At 66.2% G+C, this 20,432-nt stretch carries 16 protein-coding genes; 5 read left to right on the forward strand and 11 right to left on the reverse strand.

Going from position 1 to position 20,432, the window contains the following annotated elements:
- The first annotated feature begins 10 nt into the window (after window positions 1–10).
- Entirely contained in the window at window positions 11–1,876 is a 1,866-nt protein-coding gene (locus tag ACY34H_RS21120; RefSeq protein WP_464979423.1) for a methanol/ethanol family PQQ-dependent dehydrogenase, read from the forward strand.
- A gap of 124 nt (window positions 1,877–2,000) precedes the next feature.
- Here ACY34H_RS21120 and ACY34H_RS21125 read toward each other — a convergent pair whose 3' ends face one another.
- The 3 genes from ACY34H_RS21125 to ACY34H_RS21135 all read right to left on the reverse strand — a co-directional run bounded on the left by ACY34H_RS21125 (window position 2,001) and on the right by ACY34H_RS21135 (window position 4,289).
- On the reverse strand, window positions 2,001–2,648 hold the full coding sequence (locus tag ACY34H_RS21125; protein WP_464979424.1) for a hypothetical protein: 648 nt from the start codon (window positions 2,646–2,648) through the stop codon (window positions 2,001–2,003).
- Window positions 2,649–2,719: 71 nt separating this feature from the next.
- On the reverse strand, window positions 2,720–3,697 hold the full coding sequence (locus tag ACY34H_RS21130) for a MipA/OmpV family protein (protein ID WP_464979425.1): 978 nt from the start codon (window positions 3,695–3,697) through the stop codon (window positions 2,720–2,722).
- A gap of 64 nt (window positions 3,698–3,761) precedes the next feature.
- Window positions 3,762–4,289, reverse strand: a complete 528-nt coding sequence (locus tag ACY34H_RS21135; protein WP_464979426.1) for a hypothetical protein — start codon at window positions 4,287–4,289, stop codon at window positions 3,762–3,764.
- Window positions 4,290–4,420: 131 nt separating this feature from the next.
- Here ACY34H_RS21135 and ACY34H_RS21140 point away from each other — a divergent pair, with 131 nt between their 5' ends.
- The gene (locus tag ACY34H_RS21140; protein ID WP_464979427.1) at window positions 4,421–5,725 is read left to right on the forward strand and encodes an ATP-binding protein; all 1,305 of its coding nucleotides are present in this window, start codon (window positions 4,421–4,423) and stop codon (window positions 5,723–5,725) included.
- Window positions 5,726–5,889: 164 nt separating this feature from the next.
- Window positions 5,890–6,291 carry a hypothetical protein gene (locus ACY34H_RS21145; protein ID WP_464979428.1) on the forward strand — a complete coding sequence of 134 codons (402 nt, stop codon included), beginning with the start codon at window positions 5,890–5,892 and terminating at the stop codon, window positions 6,289–6,291.
- A gap of 47 nt (window positions 6,292–6,338) precedes the next feature.
- Here ACY34H_RS21145 and ACY34H_RS21150 read toward each other — a convergent pair whose 3' ends face one another.
- The 4 genes from ACY34H_RS21150 to ACY34H_RS21165 form a co-directional block, all read right to left on the reverse strand.
- Window positions 6,339–7,253, reverse strand: a complete 915-nt coding sequence (locus ACY34H_RS21150) for a YihY/virulence factor BrkB family protein (RefSeq protein ID WP_464979429.1) — start codon at window positions 7,251–7,253, stop codon at window positions 6,339–6,341.
- A gap of 58 nt (window positions 7,254–7,311) precedes the next feature.
- Window positions 7,312–8,274, reverse strand: coding sequence for a S66 peptidase family protein (locus ACY34H_RS21155; protein WP_464979430.1), 963 nt, complete (start codon window positions 8,272–8,274; stop codon window positions 7,312–7,314).
- Between the two features lie 106 nt (window positions 8,275–8,380).
- Complete coding sequence (locus tag ACY34H_RS21160) at window positions 8,381–11,137, reverse strand: TonB-dependent receptor domain-containing protein (protein WP_464979431.1); 2,757 nt, start codon at window positions 11,135–11,137, stop codon at window positions 8,381–8,383.
- 153 nt (window positions 11,138–11,290) lie between these two features.
- Window positions 11,291–13,066 carry an ABC transporter substrate-binding protein gene (locus tag ACY34H_RS21165; RefSeq protein WP_464979432.1) on the reverse strand — a complete coding sequence of 592 codons (1,776 nt, stop codon included), beginning with the start codon at window positions 13,064–13,066 and terminating at the stop codon, window positions 11,291–11,293.
- A gap of 128 nt (window positions 13,067–13,194) precedes the next feature.
- Here ACY34H_RS21165 and ACY34H_RS21170 point away from each other — a divergent pair, with 128 nt between their 5' ends.
- Together ACY34H_RS21170 and dacB are read left to right on the forward strand one after the other, a co-directional pair.
- Window positions 13,195–14,433, forward strand: a complete 1,239-nt coding sequence (locus ACY34H_RS21170) for a nucleoside recognition domain-containing protein (RefSeq protein WP_464979433.1) — start codon at window positions 13,195–13,197, stop codon at window positions 14,431–14,433.
- A gap of 23 nt (window positions 14,434–14,456) precedes the next feature.
- Window positions 14,457–16,088 carry a D-alanyl-D-alanine carboxypeptidase/D-alanyl-D-alanine endopeptidase gene (gene dacB / locus ACY34H_RS21175; protein WP_464979434.1) on the forward strand — a complete coding sequence of 544 codons (1,632 nt, stop codon included), beginning with the start codon at window positions 14,457–14,459 and terminating at the stop codon, window positions 16,086–16,088.
- Between the two features lie 191 nt (window positions 16,089–16,279).
- On the opposite strand, the gene ACY34H_RS21180 is transcribed toward dacB, so the two are convergent.
- From ACY34H_RS21180 to ACY34H_RS21195, 4 genes are read right to left on the reverse strand one after another with little or no spacing between them, the layout of a single operon-like run.
- The gene (locus ACY34H_RS21180; protein ID WP_464979435.1) at window positions 16,280–16,891 is read right to left on the reverse strand and encodes a M15 family metallopeptidase; all 612 of its coding nucleotides are present in this window, start codon (window positions 16,889–16,891) and stop codon (window positions 16,280–16,282) included.
- 56 nt (window positions 16,892–16,947) lie between these two features.
- The gene (locus ACY34H_RS21185) at window positions 16,948–17,805 is read right to left on the reverse strand and encodes an N-acetylmuramoyl-L-alanine amidase (protein WP_464979486.1); all 858 of its coding nucleotides are present in this window, start codon (window positions 17,803–17,805) and stop codon (window positions 16,948–16,950) included.
- 4 nt (window positions 17,806–17,809) lie between these two features.
- Window positions 17,810–18,733: an N-acetylglucosamine kinase gene (locus ACY34H_RS21190; RefSeq protein WP_464979436.1), complete on the reverse strand. Its 924-nt coding sequence runs from the start codon at window positions 18,731–18,733 to the stop codon at window positions 17,810–17,812.
- 8 nt (window positions 18,734–18,741) lie between these two features.
- On the reverse strand, window positions 18,742–20,382 hold the full coding sequence (locus tag ACY34H_RS21195; protein ID WP_464979437.1) for a glycoside hydrolase family 10-like protein: 1,641 nt from the start codon (window positions 20,380–20,382) through the stop codon (window positions 18,742–18,744).
- Window positions 20,383–20,432: the final 50 nt, after the last annotated feature.

Consider the following 20,432-nt stretch of genomic DNA (forward strand, 5'->3'; position numbering starts at 1 on the left):
GAGACCCCCCATGTTCCTGCTGAACCGTGTCACCCGCGCCACGCGGCCCGGCCGCTGGTGGCCATGCCTCGCGCTGGCCATCCTGCCCGCATTCGCCATGGCCGACTCCGATGTCGAGAAACTGACGAAGGACCCGAAGAACTGGGCGATGCAGGCCGGCGACCTGGCCAACCAGCGCTACAGCGAGCTGAAACAGATCAACGCCGCCAATGCCGGCCAGCTGACGGTGGCCTGGACGTTTTCCACCGGCGTGCTGAGGGGGCACGAGGGCGGACCGCTGGTCATCGGCGACATGATGTACGTGCACAGCCCGTTCCCGAACAAGGTCTTCGCGATCGCGCTGGAAGACCAGAGCATCAAGTGGAAATACGAGCCGAAGCAGGACCCGTCCGTGATTCCCGTGATGTGCTGCGACGTCGTCAACCGCGGTGTCGCGTACGCGAACGGCAAGATCTTCCTGCAGCAGGCCGACACGACCCTCGTGGCGCTCGACGCGAAGACGGGCCAGGAAATCTGGAAGGTCAAGACGGGCGACCCGAAGAAGGGCGAAACCACGACCAACACGCCGCACATCTTCAAGGACAAGGTGCTGACCGGCGTGAGCGGCGGTGAATTCGGCGTGCGCGGGCGTCTCACCGCCTACGACATGAATACGGGCAAGCTGGTCTGGCAGGCCCACAGCACCGGGCCGGACAAGGACATGCTGATCGACCCGGCGAAGACGATGACCTGGACCAACGGCAAGATGGCACCCGTCGGCAAGGATTCCTCGTTGAAGAGCTGGAAGGGCGACCAGTGGAAGCTGGGCGGCGGCACCACGTGGGGCTGGTACAGCTACGATCCGGAACTGAACACGGTGTACTACGGCACCGGCAACCCCAGCACGTGGAATCCGCGCCAGCGCCCGGGCGACAACAAATGGTCGATGACGATCTTCGCGCGCGACCTCGATACGGGCATGGCGAAATGGGCGTTCCAGATGACGCCGCACGACGAATGGGATTACGACGGTGTCAATGAAATGATCCTGGCCGACCTGAAGGTGAAGGGCAAGATGCGCAAGGCGCTCGTGCACCTGGACCGCAACGGCTTCGGCTACACGATGGACCGCGTCAGCGGCGAGCTGCTGATTGCCGAGAAGTTCGACCCGGCCGTCAACTGGGCCACGCACATCGACATGAAGACGGGCCGGCCGCAGGTGGTGGCCAAGTACAGCACCGACCAGAACGGCGAGGAAGTCAATTCGAAGGGCGTCTGCCCCGCCGCGCTGGGCTCGAAGGACCAGCAGCCGGCCACCTACTCGCGCAAGACCGGGCTGTTCTACGTGCCGACCAACCACGTGTGCATGGATTACGAGCCATTCAAGGTGGAGTACGTGGCGGGTCAGCCGTACGTGGGCGCGACGCTGGAAATGTACCCGGCGCCGAACAGCCATGGCGGCCTGGGCAATTTCATCGCCTGGGATGCCGGTACCGGCAAGATCGTCTGGTCGAAGCCGGAGAAATTCTCGGTGTGGAGCGGCGCACTGTCCACCGCCGGCGACGTGGTGTTCTACGGCACGCTGGAAGGCTACCTGAAGGCCGTCGACCACAACGGCAAGGAGCTCTGGAAATTCAAGACGCCGTCCGGCATCATCGGCAACATCAACACGTGGGAATACAAGGGCAAGCAGTATATCGGCGTCCTGTCCGGCATTGGCGGCTGGGCCGGCATCGGGCTTGCGGCCGGCCTGACGAAGAGCACGGACGGACTCGGCGCCGCCGGCGGCTATAAGGACCTGGCGAAATACACCGAGCTCGGTGGCGTGCTGACCGTGTTCGCGTTGCCGGACGCCGTGGTGCCCGCCGGCGAGAGGACGGCGGCGCAGGACCGGTAAGCGCCGCAGGACACTAAACGCCGCACTTCGCCGTCACGGTGCGCCAGGCGCAATGCCTTGCGGTGCTTCGGCATCGCAAGGCGCCGCAAGGACGCCATGCGCTCCAAGGCCAGCCCCGACAGCCTCACTCGATCACCGGTGCAATCGCCACCGGCGCATTCTGGCTGATCACCTGCACCTTTTCCGGCCACTCGGCAAACCGGTACACCATCACCCGGAAACCGGTATTGGCATCGCCATCGAACGCGGCCCCCTGCCCGGCCGGCAGCGCCGATTCGCGCAGCGGTTCGCGCACCCGTACCGCCGCGTCGCTCTTCGGCAGGAAGGCAAAGCGCACGCCGGCGCAGTGGCGGCCGCTGTAGCCGGCATCGGTATGGCGCAGGTACTGCAGCGCCTGGTCGCAGGCGGCGCGCAGGTCGGCGCTTTCATACACGCCATCCACCCGCGCAACGATCGATATTTGCGGCCCGAACGTGTAATGGCTGATCTGGCGATTCAATACCAGCATGGCATTCTCGTCGTAAGCCGCCTTCAGCAGGGGGAAAGTGGTGCGGCCCGTTGCGTCGAGCGGGAGATTGAGCTGCGTGGTACGGCCGGAAAGCGTCAGGCGCAGGCCATCGAGAGGCTGGTTGCCATCCTTCGGCGCCACCTGGTAATGGTTCTGCAAGAAATTCTTGGCCTTGCCATATTTCGCGAACGCCACCATCGACCGGTAGGCATCGCGGTAGCTGACCCAGCCGGCTTCCTGTGCCTGTGCCTGTGCCTGTGCCATGCAGCCGCCCGCACCGAGGCACAGGGCGAGCAGCAACGGCACACGTGCGGCAAGGAGTCGGGGGGACATCATCAGAACCGGTAGACCAGCGCCGTCGACAGGGAAACATTGGTCGGCCGCTCCACGAGCGGACTTTTCCTGGCGTCGCCCACCAGGCGGCTGACCTGCAAGCCCGTCGTCGCCATCCATGCCGGCGACAGCGCCCAGTTCCAGCGCGCACCGGCGCGCACATCCTCGATGCCGCCACGGGGGTGGTACTCGGCATGGAAACCGAAATTGTCGGCTTCTTCCTGCGTCACGCCGAAGTACGCCATGTTGTAGGCGCGGTTGACGAGCGTGACGCCGGCCGACAGCGCCAGCGTGTGGTGCGGCGCGATATCCTGCTGCAGGTGCTGCACGGCCACGTGCATGCGCAAGCCGTTGCGGTCGTTGCCGGCGCCGTACAGCACATTGGTCGTCAGCCGCAGCTGCGGCGTCAGGTAGAAATTGACAAAGCCGCCGTACAGCACGCGGCGCTTGATGGTGTGCACGCCGTCCAGCAGATTGACGGAGTTGTCGGGCGTGATGCCTTCTCCGCCCTCATCGGCGGCGATGCCGTCGCCGCCCGCCATCTGGGGCGCATCTTCCTTGACGCCATCGCCGGCATCCTTGGGCGGCGGGAGTCCGGTGATCGGGTCCGGCTGCCACGTGGCCGGGCCGCCGGGGTTGCCGGCATTGTCGCCAACGGTGCCGAGCCCGAACATTTTCGTGCCCGATGCATCGCGCCCCGGTGCCAGGGCGACGAGGGGGCCATACTCGACGGACGGAGAAGCCGACAGATGCATGCCCATGCTCACTCCCGAAATGAAGACGCCATTACTCCACTGCACCTGCAGCATCGGCATGGCGGTGGTTCGGCGGTCTTTCGCTCCCTCGTAGCGCGGCGCGTATTGGGCGCCGAGGCCTACGTACATATCGCGGCTACCGTCGGGCATGGGATTGATGGCGGGGGTTTGCGCGTGGGCCGCACCGCACGCGCCCGCCAGGGCAAGTACGCAGAGCTTGTACATGTGTGCATTCTGAAAGAGCAATGCCTCCCATTTTATATGGCTCGCGGCCCGAGGTTGAGCGCTGTCAAGTAACAGTGTGTGACGACACTACTACCGGCAGGTCGCTGCGCTCGACCATGATCACGAACGGCACAGCCTCGACCTTGTGCGCAGCGCCGAGCCCCAGGTCGGCCTTCTCCAGGTTGGCCACGGCGGTTTCCAGCAGCGGACGGTAGCGTTCATCCGTGCAGGTGGTGCGCGGGCCGGCGATGGTGTCGCCGGCACTGCACAGCAGTGTCTCCGGCGTGGTGCGGTACAGGGTCACGTTCCACGACATGTCCGGGCAATTGCCGGCGCGGTCCCACAGCACCAGTTCGTTGTCGATGACGAACAGCCGGTTGCGGTTTTCCGTGCAGACGGCCTGGCGCGCCTGGGCGATGAATGCCTCGCGCACCGGTTCGCCCGGCGCCGGCTCGCCGATGGCAATGCCCTGGCCGCCGGCGGTGGCCGGCGCAGGGGGAGAGGAAGAAGAACCGCCACCGCCGCAAGCGGCAAGGGACAGGGCCGTCAGCAGGCACATGGCAGCCTGGACTGCGGATTGGTAGGGACGCATCGCTAGCTCCTGGAAACAAGTCTTGCCATCCTATCCAGCGGCGCATTCCCTGTCCGCACGCACATGTCGGCTTTTTGTCTTAAATTTGTCGACCCGGATTCCGGCGGCATTGATTCTTATACAATTGCAACATGAACCGCCTGTTCCTACGCTTCTTCATCCTGGTGATGCTGTCGATCAGCGTGGCGGCCTTCATCGTGTACTTCACCATCGACCGCCTGTTCGGCGACCCGCTGGAAAACATCGCCCGCAACCAGGCGGCGGCGCAGATCTTCCTGCTCGAACAATACGTGGACCAGGCCCCGGCCGATGGCTGGCTCGACCGCCTGAACAAGGTGCGCGAAGTGTCCGAAGTGCGCTTCGACCTGGTGCCGCTCGCCACTGTGCGCGAGCACCTCTCCAGCGCCGACCGTGCGGCATTCGACCGCGGCGAGGTGGTGATCGACCTGGCCGACCGGTCGCTGTACCGCCGGGTCGACCTGAACGGCGACAAGTACATCGGCAGCGACGAGGAAGCGATCCACGCGCAGAACCTGCCGATCGACGTCAAGGTGGCGCTGCAGATGGAAGCGGTGCGCTACCTGATCGTGGCGCTGGCGCTGCTGGTACCGATCGGGTTCTGGTCGCGTTCGCACTGGCGCGGCCTGCAGCAACTGATGAAAATGGCCGACAGCTTCGGCGCCGGCCAGTTGAAGGCGCGGGCGGAGATGAAGCCGGGCGACAGCATCTATCCGCTGGCGGAACGGATCAACCACATGGCGGGCCGCATCGAAACGCTGCTCGAATCGCAGCGCGGCCTGCTGCACTCGGTCTCGCACGAGATCCGCACGCCGATCGCGCGGCTGGAATTCGCCTTCGAGCTGCTGCACGATACGGCCGAGGACATGCTGCTGCAAAAGCGCATCGGCAGCATGCAGGGCGACCTGACGGAATTGAAGTCGCTGGTCAACGAACTGCTGGGCATGGCCCGGCTCGACAGCGACCAGCCGCTGCGCTACGAAACCTTCGACCTGACGGATGCGCTGCGCAGTTGCGCCAACACGCTACCGCCCGCCACCGTGTCGCTCGATGTTTCCGTCCCGGACGGCATGGGCACCTACTACGGCGACTGCCGCCTGCTGATGCGCGCCACCGGCAACCTGCTGCGCAATGCGCAGAAATATGCCAACGGCAAGGTAGCGCTGTCGGCACTGCGCAAGCTGGGCGGCGTGACGATCACCGTCGACGACGATGGCCCCGGCATTCCGGAAGAAGAGCGGGAAAAGGTGTTCGAACCGTTCTACAGGCTCGACCGTTCGCGCGACCGCAATACCGGCGGCTTTGGGCTCGGGCTGTCCATTGCCGGCAAGGCCATTTCGCTGCATGGCGGGGCGCTGACGATCGAAACCTCGCCGCTGGGCGGGGCGCGGTTTACGATCAGTTTGCCGCCGGCCTAGGCGCGCCCGAATCGGCTGGATGTTTTCGCGACAATTACGCCTGAGCCATGTCGGCGATCCGCCTTTTCAGCTGGCCGGCGCCGGCATTTCCTCGGCATCGGTCTACTTTGGAGAACAGCATGAAACCAGGTATCAGATTTACCAGGGAGTGGTCGGACATCGACATGGTCGCGCTGCATATCGCCATTGCCGATGGCAATTCCACCTTCGTCAATCGCATCTATGTCGGGCATCGGCAGCTGCGTGCCACTGTCGAGGGCCTGCAGGCCTTCAAGGATCAGATCCACGGCGGACTTTTCGATCTTCGCTTCGGCGAATTCGGCCCGGAGTACGCATCGGGTGCGATCCATGCCCGTTTCCAGTTCCGCAAACAGGCGAAAATCCTCGTGCAGGTCGCCGTGCAGTCCGGGTTCGAGCCCTTCGAGGACAAGGAAATCGCCAGCGAGGCGAAATTCTGGCTGGTATCGGAACCAGCCCTGCTCGATGCGTTCATCGATGCCCTGGAGGCATTGAGCCAGGGCAATGGCGAGCAAGCGGAGCTCGAGGCAATTTATGGAATTGGCTGAAAGAATGGCAGGCATCGCCTGCGATCCCCCGGCAACGGCAGCCGCGATCAGCCCGCCTCCTGCTGCGGCGCCGTCAACTGCGTCACCACATCCGGCGACCCGTGCACCACCTTCTCGTACTCGGCGATCACCTGCGCGCCGAACAGCAGCAGGGTGGCGCCGATCTCCAGGCTGAACATCACCACGATCGCCGTCGTCATCGAGCCATACACCACGTTTACCTGCGACAGCGTCGAGAAATACCACACCAGCACATGCCGGGCGATCTCCCACAGCACGGTGGCGGTCACGCCGCCGATCAGCGCGTGCTGCCAGCTCAGCCGGCCCACCGGCATCACCATGTAGATCGACGACAGCAGCAGCACTTCGCCGCCCAGCCCCAGCAGGTACAGCAGCGCGCCGGACAGGCCCTTCAGCGACCACTCGACACCGAACAGCCGCACGCTCTCGGCACCGATCACCTGCAGGCTGCCGGCCACCAGCGTGACAACCAGCGCACCGATGCCCAGGCACAGGATGTAGCAGTAGGGCAGGATGGCCGAGGTCAGGTAATGCCGGCGCCGCAATCCCACGCGGTGGATGAAGATCACCTTCATCGCGTTTTCCAGCACGGTGAATGCCAGCGAGCTGAAAAACAGCATCGTCAGCACCAGCAGCCAGCCGACCAGGTCGCGGTGCTCGAGGAAATGCGCCACCTCGCTCACGATGGCACGGGACTGCCCCGGCACGAGCCATTCCAGGTAATGGCCGATGGTGTCCAGCAGGTCGGCCGGATCGATCACGTGCGACAGCGCCACCACCACCAGCATCAGCAGCGGCACGATCGACAGCAGGGAATAATAGGCCACGGCACCGGCCAGCAGCAGGCCCTGGTTCGCGCGGAAGCCCTTCAGGCAGCGCAGCGTGAAGCGCAGGGGATGGCCGAGCACGATGGCGACGGCGTGGCGGTTGAGGATAGGCATGTGCCGATTCTAGCGAGCCACCGGCGGACGCGACGCCCTGCTGGGCCGTACCGCCCCGCTACCGTACCGCCGGCTCCAGCAGGGTCAAGGTCTGCCGCGCCGTATCCATGCGCGCCCGGATCCCCATCGGCAAGGTGAACTGGTGCCGGATGTGCCCGAACGACCAGCCCGTGACGGCCGGGATCGCCAGCGGCCGCAGGTGCTGGCCGGTGGTGTCGTCCAGCGTCAGCGCCGGGCCATCGTCGGCCGGGCCGCAGCCTTCGAAGATGCCGAGCATGATGCCGGCGGCGCTGCGGAACGGCTGGTTCAGGTTCAGCTGCATCAGCATGCGGTCGACGCGGTAGGGTTCTTCGTTGACTTCTTCGAGGAACAGCAGCGCGTCGCGGATATCGGCCGCGTACGGCGTGCCGGCCAGCGCGCTGACCAGCGCCAGGTTGCCGCCCATCAGCCGCCCGGTGCCGGTGCCGGGTACCACGGTGCGCAGCGCGAAATGCGCGTTGTCCGGTTCGTGGAATGCCTTGCGGCTGTTTTCCAGCGCCATCGGGATCACATAGTTGTCCTCGGGCCGCATCAGCACGTTCAGCAGGTGTTCGGTCGAGTACGCCGACAGCGTGGACATGCCCACCGGACCGTGGAACGTCACCAGCCCGGCATGCCGGTGGATGGCCAGGTGCAGCGCCGTGATGTCGGAATAGCCGACCAGGATTTTCGGATGACGCCGCATCAGGCCGTAGTCCAGGTGCGGCAGCAGTTGCATGGCGCCGGAGCCGCCGCGGATCGCCCAGATCGCCTTCACGCCAGGGTCGGCGAACATGCCGTGCAGGTCTTCCACGCGGTGCTGCCACGGGCCGGCATAGTTGCCGTTGACTTCTTCCAGGTAGCGGCCCAGTTTTACCCGGAAGCCGAGCGCTTCGGTGTTGGCGATGGCCTTGTCGATCGCCGCGCGCGATACCTGCCCGGCGGGCGTGACGAGGCCGATGGTGTCGCCGGGCAGCAGCCGTGGCGGTTTGATGAGCTGCATGGATTTTCCCGGCGGAGACGAATGTGTGGCCGCCGCCACCGGAAAGGCGGCGGCGGCGCAGGAAACAGCCAGGAAGCGGCCGAAGCCGCGCCGGTCCATCACACGTTCAGAAGAACTTGTACTTCAGGTTGAACGACAGTGCCCGGCCGCGCGGATCGGCCACGCGCGGGTCCCAGCCGGCGCCCACCACTTCGTCGACGTTGTGCGCGGTGAACGGCGGATCTTCGTCGAACAGGTTCTGGATGCCGACCGTCAGCGTGGTGTTTTTGAAGCCGGTGTAGGTGGCCGATACATCGTATTTCGTGTAGTGGTGCACGCGTGGGTCGAAGCCGGCCGGGAAGCCGCTCTTGCCGCCGTTCGGCACCTGGTCGTTGTAGCCGGTGGCATAACGCTGCAGCAGCAGCCCGCTCCAGTTGCCTTTCGAGACCGTCACGCTGGCGCTGTGCTTCCAGCGCAGGTAGACGTCGCGCGTGTTGAACTGGCTAACCTGCTCCTTGTACTCCTGGCCTTCGAACTCGGCGAACTTGAAGCTGTCCATATAGGTGCCGTCCAGCACCGCCGCGTACTTGTAGCCGCTGACTGCGCCGTCATAGCGCAGGCCCACGTCGACGCCGCGCGTCTTCAGCCCTGCTGCGTTGATCCAGCCCGCTTCCACGTGGTCGATCACGCCGGTGGCCGGATCACGCACGATGTACTGCTGCAGGTACTGCCAGTTCTGCAGCACCACCTGCGGCGTGCGGTTCAGGATGCGGTCCTTGATGTTGATCGCCCACCAGTCCAGCGACACCGAGAAATTCCTGAACGGTTCCGCCACGATGCCCAGCGTACCCTGCTTCGACGTTTCCGGCCGCAGGCCCGGGTTGCCGCCGGTGTTGTAGTCGAGGCGGGGAATGGCGCAGAAGTCCGGGTTACCGGGGTTCCGCGCGCAGCCTTCCTGGTCGATCACGCCGTTCGGCAGTTCCTGCGACAGCCGGCCCGCGTACAGCTGGGTGAAGCTGGGCGCCAGGAAGCCCTTGCTGGCCGAACCGCGGAACAGCAGCCGTTCGGTCGGCTGGTAGCGGAACGCCACCTTGGGGTTGGTGGTGGCGCCGATCACGCTGTAGTTGTCCTTGCGGATCGCCAGCTGCACTTCCAGGTCCTTCAGCACAGGCACCAGCGCTTCGGCATACACGGCGCGGATGTAGCGCGTGGCCTGGTCCAGGTTCGCGTTGCCCGGCGCCAGCAGGATCTTCGTCGCATCCACGGCCTGCCCGAACGAGTACGTTTCCTTGCGCAGGTCGAAGCCGGCCGCCATCGACACGGCACCGGCCGGCAGGTCGAACACTTCGCCGGAGATCGCGCCATCGAACTGCGTCATCGTGGTGCGGCCTTGCTGCAGGCGCCCGCGGAACCTGGTCGATTCGATCAGGTCCATCGCCGCCTGCGTCTGCGACTGGCCGGCGCCCGCCCACGGGTTGATGATGCCGGTGCCCAGCGCGGCGTACAGCTTGTCCGTCCACGCGTAGCCGTCGACCAGGTCCACCGTGGCCTTGCTGCCGGACTTCGACAGGCCAAGCTTGTAGTCGTACTTGCCGCCCAGTGTGCCTTCCAGCGCCACCAGCGCGCGGTAGTTGTCCATCACCACGTCCTGCGTGCGGTTGCCGACCGGCGTGGCGCGCCATTTGTACAGGATCGGTTTGCTGCGGTCGTAGCTGGCGATGTACGGCGACAGGTCCTGGTAGTACGGACCGCCCACCGGATAGGCGTTGCCGGCGGCCAGCGTGGTGGAAATCTGCAGCGGCGTCAGCTGGGCCGTGGTTTCCGTGCGCGAGCCGAGCAGCTCGACGTAGGCGCGGTGGTCGGCATTGAGCCTGAACGTGCCGCGCGAGACGCCGGTGGTGCGCTCGACCGGGAAGGTCATCACGTAGTCGCCGCCGTAGTCGTAGGCACAGGAATACTTCGTGCGCGTGATCGGCGTGACATTGGTCCACAGTTCGCTCGCATACTGCGACATGCCAGGCACGGAATCGCAATTGCCCTGCAGGCTCAGGAGATTGGCCTGCAAATACGTGGTGCTGTCGCCCGGCATGCGGAAACCGGTGCCCAGTGCACTGCCGGCGCCGCTCAGCAGGTTGGCATACGGCGTGCCGGTAGTGTCCGGCGACAGGCCGCGCCAGGGCTGGTAGCCGTTGGCGAAGTCGCGCTGGCTCGATGCCAGCTGGTCGTTCACGTCGCGCGTCACGCTGGCCATCACGTTCCAGCCATCCGTTTCCAGGTTGCCCACGCCGCCCAGCAGCGAGTAGCGGCGTTCCATGCCGCCGCCGGCCTCGGTGCCGTTCAGCGTGGTCGATGCTTCCAGGCCCTCGTAATCCGTCTTCAGGATGAAGTTGACCACGCCGCCGATCGCATCGGTGCCGTAGATCGCCGAGGCGCCGTCCTTGAGGATCTCCACGCGCGCGATCGCCGCCAGCGGGATCGAATTCAGATCGACGGCCTTGCCGCTGCCGCCGTTGTTGCCCATGCGGCGGCCGTTCAGCAGCACCAGCGTGGCGTTCGGCCCCAGGCCGCGCAGCGACGCGAACGAAGCGCCGCCGGACGTGCGGTCGGCGTCCGCGCCGAACACGTTGTTCCCCGACGTCATGTTGTCGGCGCCCGTGCCGTTGGCCGACACCAGCCGCAGCAACTGCTCGGCACTGGTCACACCGGCCTTCTGGATCGTGTCGAGCGTGATCGTCTGCACCGGCAGCGCGCCTTCCTTCGCCACGCGCTTGATGCTCGAACCGGTGATTTCCACGCGCTGCATCGGCTGCGCCGCTTGCTGCGCGATGGCCGGACCCACGACACCCATCAGCGCGATCATGTGCGCCAGTTTTTTTACTTTCACAAGCTTCTCCCGATGTTCAAGTGGTGCTGGCCGGCCCTCGCCTTCCGGTTCGCTCAAGGTCTGCTGCCGGGCGGCGCCGTCGTGGCGGCGACCTGTCCCGCGGGCCGGCGATTGCCAACCCGGCCACGATTGCTTGCAATGCATGGCTTTATGTTATTCCTTCGGGGACATTTTAGCGGCCTGATCCCTGCTGGAAGGGTGCGCACTGCGATCGACGTCCAGATATCGCCAGTTGGTGAATTCCACCGGGTGACGCTTGTAGTTTTTTAGCCACGGTTGGCGGATATCGGCCGAGATCGGGTGCGTCAGCAGCACCCACGGGTTGTAGGCATGCAGCAGGTCGGCCATGTCGCCATAGAGCTTCGTGCGCGCCGGGCTGTCCGGCATGCGCCGCGCCTGTTCGTAGCGCACGTCGTAGGCCGGCAGCTTGAAGCGCGCATAGTTGGCGCGGCCGACATTGCCGCCATACAGCAGCTGGTAGAAATTATCGCCGTCGGGGAAATCGGCCACCCAGTTGGTCTCGAACATCATCACCTTGCCCAGCCGCGAAGCCTTGATGATCTCGGTCTTCTTGTCGGTCACGAAGGCCACGCGCAGGTGGATCGATTCGAACGTCTTGCGCCACATCTCGTCGCGCAGGCGGCCGACCATCGTCGGTTCACTGTGCATCGTCAGCAGCAATGGCCGGCCGTCCGGCAGCGTGCGGTAACCGTCGCCGCCCTTGCTGACATCCCGCTTGTAGCCATACCGGTCCAGCAGCGCCCGCGCCAGCGGCAAGTCGTGGGCGACCGGGCTGCGGTAGGCCGGATCGTAGCCTAGCACGTTCGGCGGCAGTGGCGACTGCGCCGGGATGGCCAGGCCTTTCTTCAGCAGCGCCACGTCCTGCGCGCCGTCGTAGGCCAGTGCGATGGCACGGCGCAGCGCCACCTTGTCCGGCGTGTAGCCGCCGATGACCGGGTGCTCCATGTTCATCCACATGTAGTACGTCTGCAGCACGGGGAAGGGATCGAGCACCATGCCGCGGCGCGCCAGTTCCGCTTTCAGCACCGGTGCCTGCGAGCCCGGGTCGAGCACCAGGTCGCGCATCGATTCGGGCACCTGCTCGATGTAGTCGAATTCGCCATTCAGGTAGCCGAGCACGCGCGACTGGTATTCCTCCATGACCTTCACCTCGACGCGGTCGACCAGCGGCAGCCTTTTACCCTGCCAGCGCTGGTGGTAATCGGGGTTGGCCAGCAGCGTGATCCTGTCGCTGCGCTTCCACTCGCCGATGCGGAACGGCCCGCTGCCGACCGGGTGGTTGCCCACCTGGCTGCCGTACTTTTCCGCCACTTCGCGGGCCACGGCGCCGGTGGCCGGCAGCGCGAGATAGAACGGCAGGCCCGGATCGGGCGTCCGCAGCCGCAGCCGCAGCGTGTAGCGGTCCACGGCCTGCAGGCCGGCGATTTCGGTCGCATGATCGAATTTCCGCCGTAGCGCCTCGTCGCCCAGCAGCTTGCCCTCGAACAGGAACAGCCACGGCGACTTCAGCGCCGGGTCGTACAATCGCCTGATCGCGTAGGCGTAATCGGCCGCCGTCACCTCGCGCGGCTTGCCGCCGAACGCGGGGTCGGGCGAGAAATGCATGCCGGGCTTGAGCCTGAATGTCCATGTCGTGCCGGCGGCATCGACCGACGGCATCTCCTCCAGCGCGTTGGCGCGCAGCTTCACGGGGCGTGCCAGGTAGTCGTAGCGCAGCATCGGATCGAACAGGTTTTCCAGCAGCGACAGGCTGGCCAGGTCCGAGGCGACCGCCGGATCGAGGCCGGTTTCACCGGTGGACAGCAGCGTGCGCAGTACTTTCGGCTGCGCGGCGAAGGCGCCCGCGGATACCGGGGCAAATGCGGCGGCAAGCAGGATGGCGGCAGCGATCTGGCGGAATCGGTTCATGTGGCGCAGCATAAACCAGCGGCATGAAATACGGCTGCCGCGACAACTTTTTCGCATGCGCGACCGGCACTCGGCCATCGCGCACTCTATACTTTGCCTGCAAAGTCGCGTTTCACTCTTTTTCGCTTATGTCTCTTAACTATATCTGGGCCGGTTTCTTCCTCGTCGGCTTCGCGGCCGCGCTGGCGCAGTGGATCTTCCTTGGCGACACGGAGATCTTCAAGAAGATCATCGACGGCACGTTCGAATCGGCGCGCAGCGGCGTGATGGATATCGCGCTGCCGCTGGCCGGCGTGATGACGCTGTGGCTGGGCATCATGAACATCGGCGAAAAGGCCGGCGCCATCGGCTGGTTCGCAAAGATGATCGCGCCGTTCTTCTCGCGCATCTTCCCCGAGGTGCCGAAGGACCACCCCGCCACCGGCCACATGGTCATGAATTTTTCGGCCAACCTGCTCGGCCTGGACAACGCCGCCACGCCGTTCGGCCTGAAGGCGATGGAAAGCCTGCAGTCGCTGAACCCGAACAAGGATACCGCCAGCAACGCGCAAATCATGTTCCTGGTGCTGCACACCTCCGGCCTCACGCTGATCCCGCTGGCGATCATGGCGCAGCGCTCGATCCTCGGCGCGGCCGACCCGTCGGACATCTTCATCCCCTGCATGATCGCCACCTATGTGGCCACCATCGCCGGCATCATCGCCGTGTCGATCCGCCAGAAGATCAACCTGTTCGATTCCGTGCTGCTGTCGTGGATCGGCGGCATCACGGCGGCGATCCTGGCCATGATCTGGTACTTCACGAACTTCCTGACGAAAGCGGAAATCGAAACGGTGTCGAAGGTGGCCAGCAACCTGATCCTGATGGGCGTGATTACCGTGTTCCTGGTCGGCGCGATGCGCAAGAAGGTCAATGTCTACGAGGCCTTCATCGAAGGCGCTAAAGGCGGCATCCAGACGTCGATCACCGTGATTCCCTACCTGGTCGGCATGCTGGTGGCGATCGGCGTGTTCCGCAACGCCGGCGTGTTCGGCTTCCTCGTCAGCGGTTTCGAATGGTTCTTCTCGGCGCTCGGCATGAACACCGACTTCGTGCCGGCGCTGCCGACCGCGCTGATGAAGCCCCTGTCCGGCAGCGGCTCGAAGGCGATGATGATCGACGCGATGCAGACCTACGGCCCCGATTCCTTCGTCGGCCGCCTGGCCTGCATCTTCCAGGGCTCGGCGGATACCACGTTCTACATCGTGGCGCTGTATTTTGGTTCGGTGGGCATCCGCAAGACGCGCTACGCGATCTCGTGCGGCCTGATTGCCGACCTGGCCGGCGTGATCACCGCGATCTGCGTGGCCTACGTGTTCTTTGGTTGAGGATTCCGCTTGAAGGATAAGAAATGCGAGTGACGATGCGGCTGCGCCGCCTGGCCCTGGTCGGTTTGTTCATCTGCGGCGGCGCGTACGCCGACCTGCCGGAACCGGTGGCCCGGCTGGCCTCCGCGGCCGGCATTCCCGAGGAAGCGATCGGCGCGATCGTGCTGCGCGGCGACACCATCCTCGTCTCGAACGAGGCCGAGCGGCCGATGCTGCCCGCGTCGACGATGAAAGTGGTCACCGCCATCGTCGCGCTGGACGAACTCGGCCCCGCGTTCCGCGCCCGCACCGAACTGCGCAGCAAGGGCGACATCGTGCAGGGCACGCTGAAAGGCGACCTGCTGGTGCGCGGCGGCGCCGACCTGGACTTCGACGAGGATGCGCTGGTCCACCTGCTGGAGCGCCTGCGCGCCCAAGGCGTGCACAGGATCGCGGGCGACCTGGTGCTGGACCGCCAGCTGTTCCAGCCGCCCCGTGCCGACGTGGGCAGGCCGCAGTTCGACGAGGCTCCGGAAGCGTATTACAACGTGATTCCCGACGCGCTGCTGCTGAACATGAACCTGCTGACGGTGGACATGGATTCGCACGGCAATGGCGCCGTGAAGGCGGCGATCCTGCCGGAGCTGGAGCGCGTCGACGTGCGTTCCAGCCAGGCGCTGGTGAATGCCGATTGCGGCGCCTGGGAAGACGGCTGGAAGCCGCCCACCGTGGCCAGGGAAGGCGAACGGCTGACCGTCACCCTGCACGGTACCTTCCCCCGCAACTGCAGGCAGAGCTACCGCATCAACGTGCTCGATCGCGACGATTACGCGGACCGCCTGTTCCGCGCCACGTGGAAGCGGCTGGGCGGCACCATTGCCGGCAGGACGCGCACGGTGGGCCTGGCCGAGCACACGTCCACGCTGGCCGCCGCCGCCGCGGCGCAGGGCGCGATCGGCAGCACCGACGGCACCTTGCCGGCCGCATCGCCGGTCGCATCGTCGTCCGACGTCGACGCCGACGGCACGCGCCTGCTGGCGCAGCACGTTTCCCGGGCGCTGCCGGAGCTGGTGCGCGACACGATGAAGGTGTCGGACAACGCGTGGGCCAGGACCCTGTTCCTGTCGCTGGGCAGCCTGCAGGGCGACGAAACGCTGGGCAGCCGCCCGCTGCCGGCGGGCCAGCGGCTGGCGATGCTGCTGGCGGCAAACCATGGCGATACCTCGATGCCGACCACCACGCAGGCACGCGCCGAGGCGGTAGTGCGCGACTGGTTCAAGCGGCATGGCATCGACACCAGCGGCATGGTGGTGGAAAACGGTTCCGGCCTGTCGCGCATCGAGCGGCTGCGCCCCGTGCAGCTGGCCGCCGTACTGGCAGCCGCCGAGGAATCGCCGTGGGCGCCGGAATTCCAGGCCAGCCTGCCGATCGTCGGCATCGACGGCACGATGAAACGGCGCCTGAAAAACAGCGAGGCCGCATCGCGCGCCCGCATCAAGACCGGCACCCTGAACAATGGCGTGGCAGTTGCCGGCTACGTGCCGGACGCCAATGGCGAGCAGTGCATCGTCGTCGCCATCATCAACCACGACAACGTCGACCGCGCCGCCGCCCGCGGCATCGTCGACGCGCTGATCGACTGGACCGCCAACAGCAGCGCCGCCGCGCCGATGTAACAAGCCAAAACCGGGGACGTACCCTTGTTTAGAGGAAAAACTAGGGACGTACCCTTGTTTTTAGGCATTAATTGAAAAACTAGGGACGTACCCTTGTTTTTAGGCAATTAATTGAGGATGGCACACATGCGCGAAAGCCGGGCTTCAGGTGAAGTTTCCTCTAAACAGGGGTACGTCCCCAGTTTTTCGGGTTATAGCACCCGGAGGTAGCTGGCGCGTACGGCCTCGCGGTCGCCGCAGTCGAAATGCCACCATTCGCTGTTGATGCCCACGAAGCCGGCGCCGAACATGGTGTCGCGCAGCAGTTGCCGGTTGGCGGCCTGCTGCGCGGTCAAGCGGCCCGCGGCGAGCATTGCCGGTTCCAGCGCCGGGTGCGACAAGTCGGTCATGTCATCGAAACCGGTACCCATGTCGAGCTCCCGGCCATCCTCGTCGACGATCGTCACGTCGACCGCCATGCCATACGAATGGATCGAGCCGCGCGCCGGATCGGCCAGGTACATGCGCAGCCCGGTGCCGGCCAGCGCTTCCCATAGCAGTTCCTGCACGCGATGCGGCCGCAGCGCGTCGAGGATCCGCAGCGTGCGGCCGGGCTGGCGCGCCGCAAGCCATGCCGCGGCACGCTCGACCGCCTGCGCCGCCTCGCGGTGCAGCCAGGCGCAATCGAGCGGCGAGTAGAGGTCGCGGCCGATGAAGTTATGCGGCGTCGCATAGCGCAGGTCGATGCCGATGCCGGCGATCGTCGACAGGTGCCGGTAGTCCGGGTGAGCCGGTACCTGCTCGCTGGTGATCGTACGCGTCATGGTGCCCCTTCCGTGGGACGGTCAGGATGGGAGATGCGCCGCCACGGCCCGGTGCCTCAGGACGTGGCAGCCCTGGCGGCGGCCGGCGCCGCTGGCGATACCGGCTTCGGTGCCGGCTTCGGCGCCGTCAGCACTTCCAGGATCGCCGCGCTTTCCGCATCCGGCCAGCCATCCCAGTTGGCCTGCCGGTACTTGGTCTGGAATGCCACCAGCACGTTGTGCGTGGCCTGGTCCAGCACGCCGGTGTTCGGTACCTCGTAGCCGTGCTGCGCCAGCTTTTTCTGGAACCACGCGATATCCGGCATGGCCGCCTCGAAGCGCGCCTTGTGCTGCGCCACGGCGTTCGCGTCCGGCCACAGGATCAGGCCCGCGTCGGCCAGCTGCTTCCACGGGAACAGCGGGCCGGGGTCCTGCTTGCGCTGCGGGGCGATGTCCGAGTGGGCCAGGATGTTTTCCGGGGCCACGTTGTGGCGCTTGGCCAGGTCTTTCAGCAGCGGGATCAGCTGGTCGATCTGCGCCTGCGGGAACGGGTGGTACTGGCGGCGGCCATCGGGCGTCAGCGTGAATCCCGGGTTGACGATCTCGATGCCGATCGAGCTGTTGTTCAGGCTCGTGAAGTTCTTCCAGCTCGACAGGCCGGCATGCCAGGCCGCGTTCTTCTCGTCCACCAGCGCATAGAACTTCGGCTGCGGCTCATCGGTCAGCAGGTAGTGCGCACTGACTTCCCGCTCCGTCAAGATCATGATCGAGCGCTGCAGGTCCGACACGGTGTAGTGCAGCACGATGAAGCGCACGCGGCTCGCCTGGCCCTTCGACGTCAGCGAATGATCGACCTTGTACGGCGGTGCCGGGGGCGTGGTGGCGCAGCCGGCCAGCGCGGCGGCGAACAGGGTGGCAAGGAGGATTTTCTTCATCGTGTCAGGGTTGAGCATTCGTTGGTTCGGGCCGGATGGCCAGGCGCGCGGCTGCCTCGTGCGGCCGCACTGTTCTTTGTTCGAGCGACAACGTCGCCGGTAACGCCGCGCGCATCGCCTGCGCGATCGACGGATGCAGCGCCGCCGCCCGGCCCGACAGCACGATGGGCCGCACGCCGAAGCGCGCCGCCAGCGCCTGCCCCAGCCGGGCCAGTTCGATGCCGGCCTGGCGCAGGATCTCGCGTGCCTCGGCATCGTCGTCCGCGCTGCGCGCCACGGCCAGCGCCAGCTGCCCGATCTCGCCCCGTTCGCGCGTGTAGATGAACTGCCGCGAAAACGACCAGTCGCTGCCGCCCACATGATCGAACACGGCGTGCGCCAGCGGCGAATCGCGCCACGCGCCCGGCTGCTCGTCCTCGCGGCGCCAGATGCGGCGCATCGCTTCGCGCGCGATCCAGAATCCGCCGCCGCCATCGTCGAGCACCACGCCGCGGCCGCCGGCGCGGTGCAGCATGCCTTCCTCGTCGATGAACGCGGCGATCGAGCCGGTGCCCGCGTAGACCAGGTAGCCGCCGCCCGGTTCGAACGCGTCGCGGCAGGCGATCTCGATATCGTTGCACAGGCTGATGTCCTGCGGCGCCACGCCGAGCAGTTCGGCCAGCCAGCCGGTCAGCACTGGCGCATCGCCGCCAAAGCCCGTCAGCCCGGCGTTGACGCGGCGCGGCCGGCCATGCGCCGGCGCCGCATCCAGGACGTCGCGCGCCAGCGCTTCGAAGGTGGCGCGCAGCCGCGCCCTGCCGTCCGCGCTGGCCATTTGCAGCGCGGACAATCCGGCCACCTGCCCCTCGGCCACGATGGTGCCGGCGGCATCGGCCAGGGCCCAGCGGGTCTGCGTGCCGCCCGCGTCGATGCCGAGACCGGTGCCCATCGCGTCTCCTACACTTTCGCGCTGGCGCGCGCGCTCTCGTTGCCGACGCGGTCGACGGCCGTGACGACCACCGCGCGCGCCGGCACGCCGGCCAGGTCGCGCAGCAGCACCTCGTTTTTCGTTGCCGGCATGACGGTAAAGCGCCACTCGTCGCCGTAACGGGCCCAGATCGCATAGGTCACGGCATTCTTCGCGGTCCCCAGTGCCACCGCCAGGCCGTTCTCGCCCCGCTTCACTGCCACCGTCGGCGCCTCTGGCGCCCGGTCGCCCAGCCACGGCGACGCCGGTACCAGCGCGGCGCTCTGGTAGCTCTGCGTCTTCAGCCGGTCGTACAGCCCGCCGCGGTTCTGCATCAGCGGCGCGATCGAGAAGTGCACGTGGCCCTGCGCCGCCGGGCGGCTGCGCGTGACGTCGATCTGCTGCACGATCTCGTCCGGGCCGAACGGTTTCGCGGAACCGTCGGCGGTGCGGCTGGTGAACAGGCCCGGCCACACATGGCGGCCATGCGTATTCTGCGCCAGCCAGTAGTCGAGCAGCACCGGATAGGCTTGCGGCGCCTGCGCGATCGGCCAGTACAGCTGCGGCGCCAGGTAATCGAGCCAGCCCTTCTGCAACCACAGTTCGGCATCGGCATACAGCTTGTCGTACTGCGAAAAACCGGCAATGCCGCGCGGCCGGCGGTCCGGGCGGCCGATGCCGAACGGACTGATGCCGAACTTGACCCATGCTTTTTCGCGGCGGATGCCCAGGTAGATCCGTTCAATCAGCCGGTCGACGTTCTGGCGCCGCCACGATGAACGGTCGAGCGTGCCGCCGCCGCGCACGTAGCGCTGCCACGACGGCTCGTCCGGGAACGGCAGCTCCGGCTTCTGCCACGATGGCGCATCGAGCGCCGCGGCCTCGCCGCCCGAATTGGCCGGCGCCTCGATCGGGTAGGGATAGAAATAATCGTCGATGTGCACGCCGTCGATGTCGTAGCGGCGCACCACGTCGAGGATCACGTCCAGCGTGCGCTGCGCGGCCGCTTCCTCGCCCGGGTCCATCCACAGCAGCTTGCCGTACGTCTTCACGGCCTGCGGATTGGTGTTGGCGAAATGGTCTTTCGCCAGCGGCGTGCGGGCGGCCGCATGGCGCGCGCGGTAGGGATTGAACCAGGCATGCAGTTCCATGCCGCGGGCATGCGCCTGGGCGATCCAGAACTGCAGCGGATCCCACATCGGCGACGGCTCCTTGCCCGAACGGCCGGTCATGAATTCGGACCAGGGTTCCAGTTTCGACGGATAGATCGCATCCGCGCTGGGGCGCACCTGCAGCACGATCGCGTTCAGGTTCAGCGCCTTGGCCCGGTCCAGGATGGCGATCGCTTCCGCCTGCTGCTTGGCGGGCGGCGCGTTGCTGCGGCTGGGCCAGTCGATGTTGGCGACGGTCGATACCCACGCGGCACGGAACTCGCGCGGCGCGGCGGGCGGCTCGTTCCCCGTGTAGCGCGGCGGTTCGGGATGCGGCACCGGGCCGGCCGCATCGGGACCGGCGGCGGGCGCCTCGGGGCGCGTCGGGGATGTCGAGCATGCGCTCATGATTGCCGCCAGCACGCCGGCGCTGCCGGCGGAAAGCAAAAGCCGCTTGTTACGATCGAAAGCCAAGGCCACTCCTGTCAAAATAGCGGCGATATTGTAATCCCAGCCGGCGCGGGAGCCGC

The organism is Pseudoduganella sp. jia 9, from assembly GCF_055502615.1.

Excerpts from the sequence above, each read along its gene's own strand:
- ACY34H_RS21190 (WP_464979436.1), bottom strand. The coding sequence starts at position 18,733 with ATGGGCACCGGTCTCGGCATCGACGCGGGCGGCACGCAGACCCGCTGG.
- ACY34H_RS21185 (WP_464979486.1), bottom strand. The coding sequence starts at position 17,805 with ATGAAGAAAATCCTCCTTGCCACCCTGTTCGCCGCCGCGCTGGCCGGC.
- ACY34H_RS21135 (WP_464979426.1), bottom strand. The coding sequence starts at position 4,289 with ATGCGTCCCTACCAATCCGCAGTCCAGGCTGCCATGTGCCTGCTGACG.
- ACY34H_RS21180 (WP_464979435.1), bottom strand. The coding sequence starts at position 16,891 with ATGACGCGTACGATCACCAGCGAGCAGGTACCGGCTCACCCGGACTAC.
- ACY34H_RS21150 (WP_464979429.1), bottom strand. The coding sequence starts at position 7,253 with ATGCCTATCCTCAACCGCCACGCCGTCGCCATCGTGCTCGGCCATCCC.
- ACY34H_RS21120 (WP_464979423.1), top strand. The coding sequence starts at position 11 with ATGTTCCTGCTGAACCGTGTCACCCGCGCCACGCGGCCCGGCCGCTGG.
- ACY34H_RS21170 (WP_464979433.1), top strand. The coding sequence starts at position 13,195 with ATGTCTCTTAACTATATCTGGGCCGGTTTCTTCCTCGTCGGCTTCGCG.
- ACY34H_RS21125 (WP_464979424.1), bottom strand. The coding sequence starts at position 2,648 with ATGGCACAGGCACAGGCACAGGCACAGGAAGCCGGCTGGGTCAGCTAC.
- ACY34H_RS21155 (WP_464979430.1), bottom strand. The coding sequence starts at position 8,274 with ATGCAGCTCATCAAACCGCCACGGCTGCTGCCCGGCGACACCATCGGC.
- ACY34H_RS21165 (WP_464979432.1), bottom strand. The coding sequence starts at position 13,066 with ATGAACCGATTCCGCCAGATCGCTGCCGCCATCCTGCTTGCCGCCGCA.
- ACY34H_RS21140 (WP_464979427.1), top strand. The coding sequence starts at position 4,421 with ATGAACCGCCTGTTCCTACGCTTCTTCATCCTGGTGATGCTGTCGATC.
- dacB (WP_464979434.1), top strand. The coding sequence starts at position 14,457 with ATGCGAGTGACGATGCGGCTGCGCCGCCTGGCCCTGGTCGGTTTGTTC.
- ACY34H_RS21130 (WP_464979425.1), bottom strand. The coding sequence starts at position 3,697 with ATGTACAAGCTCTGCGTACTTGCCCTGGCGGGCGCGTGCGGTGCGGCC.
- ACY34H_RS21145 (WP_464979428.1), top strand. The coding sequence starts at position 5,890 with ATGGTCGCGCTGCATATCGCCATTGCCGATGGCAATTCCACCTTCGTC.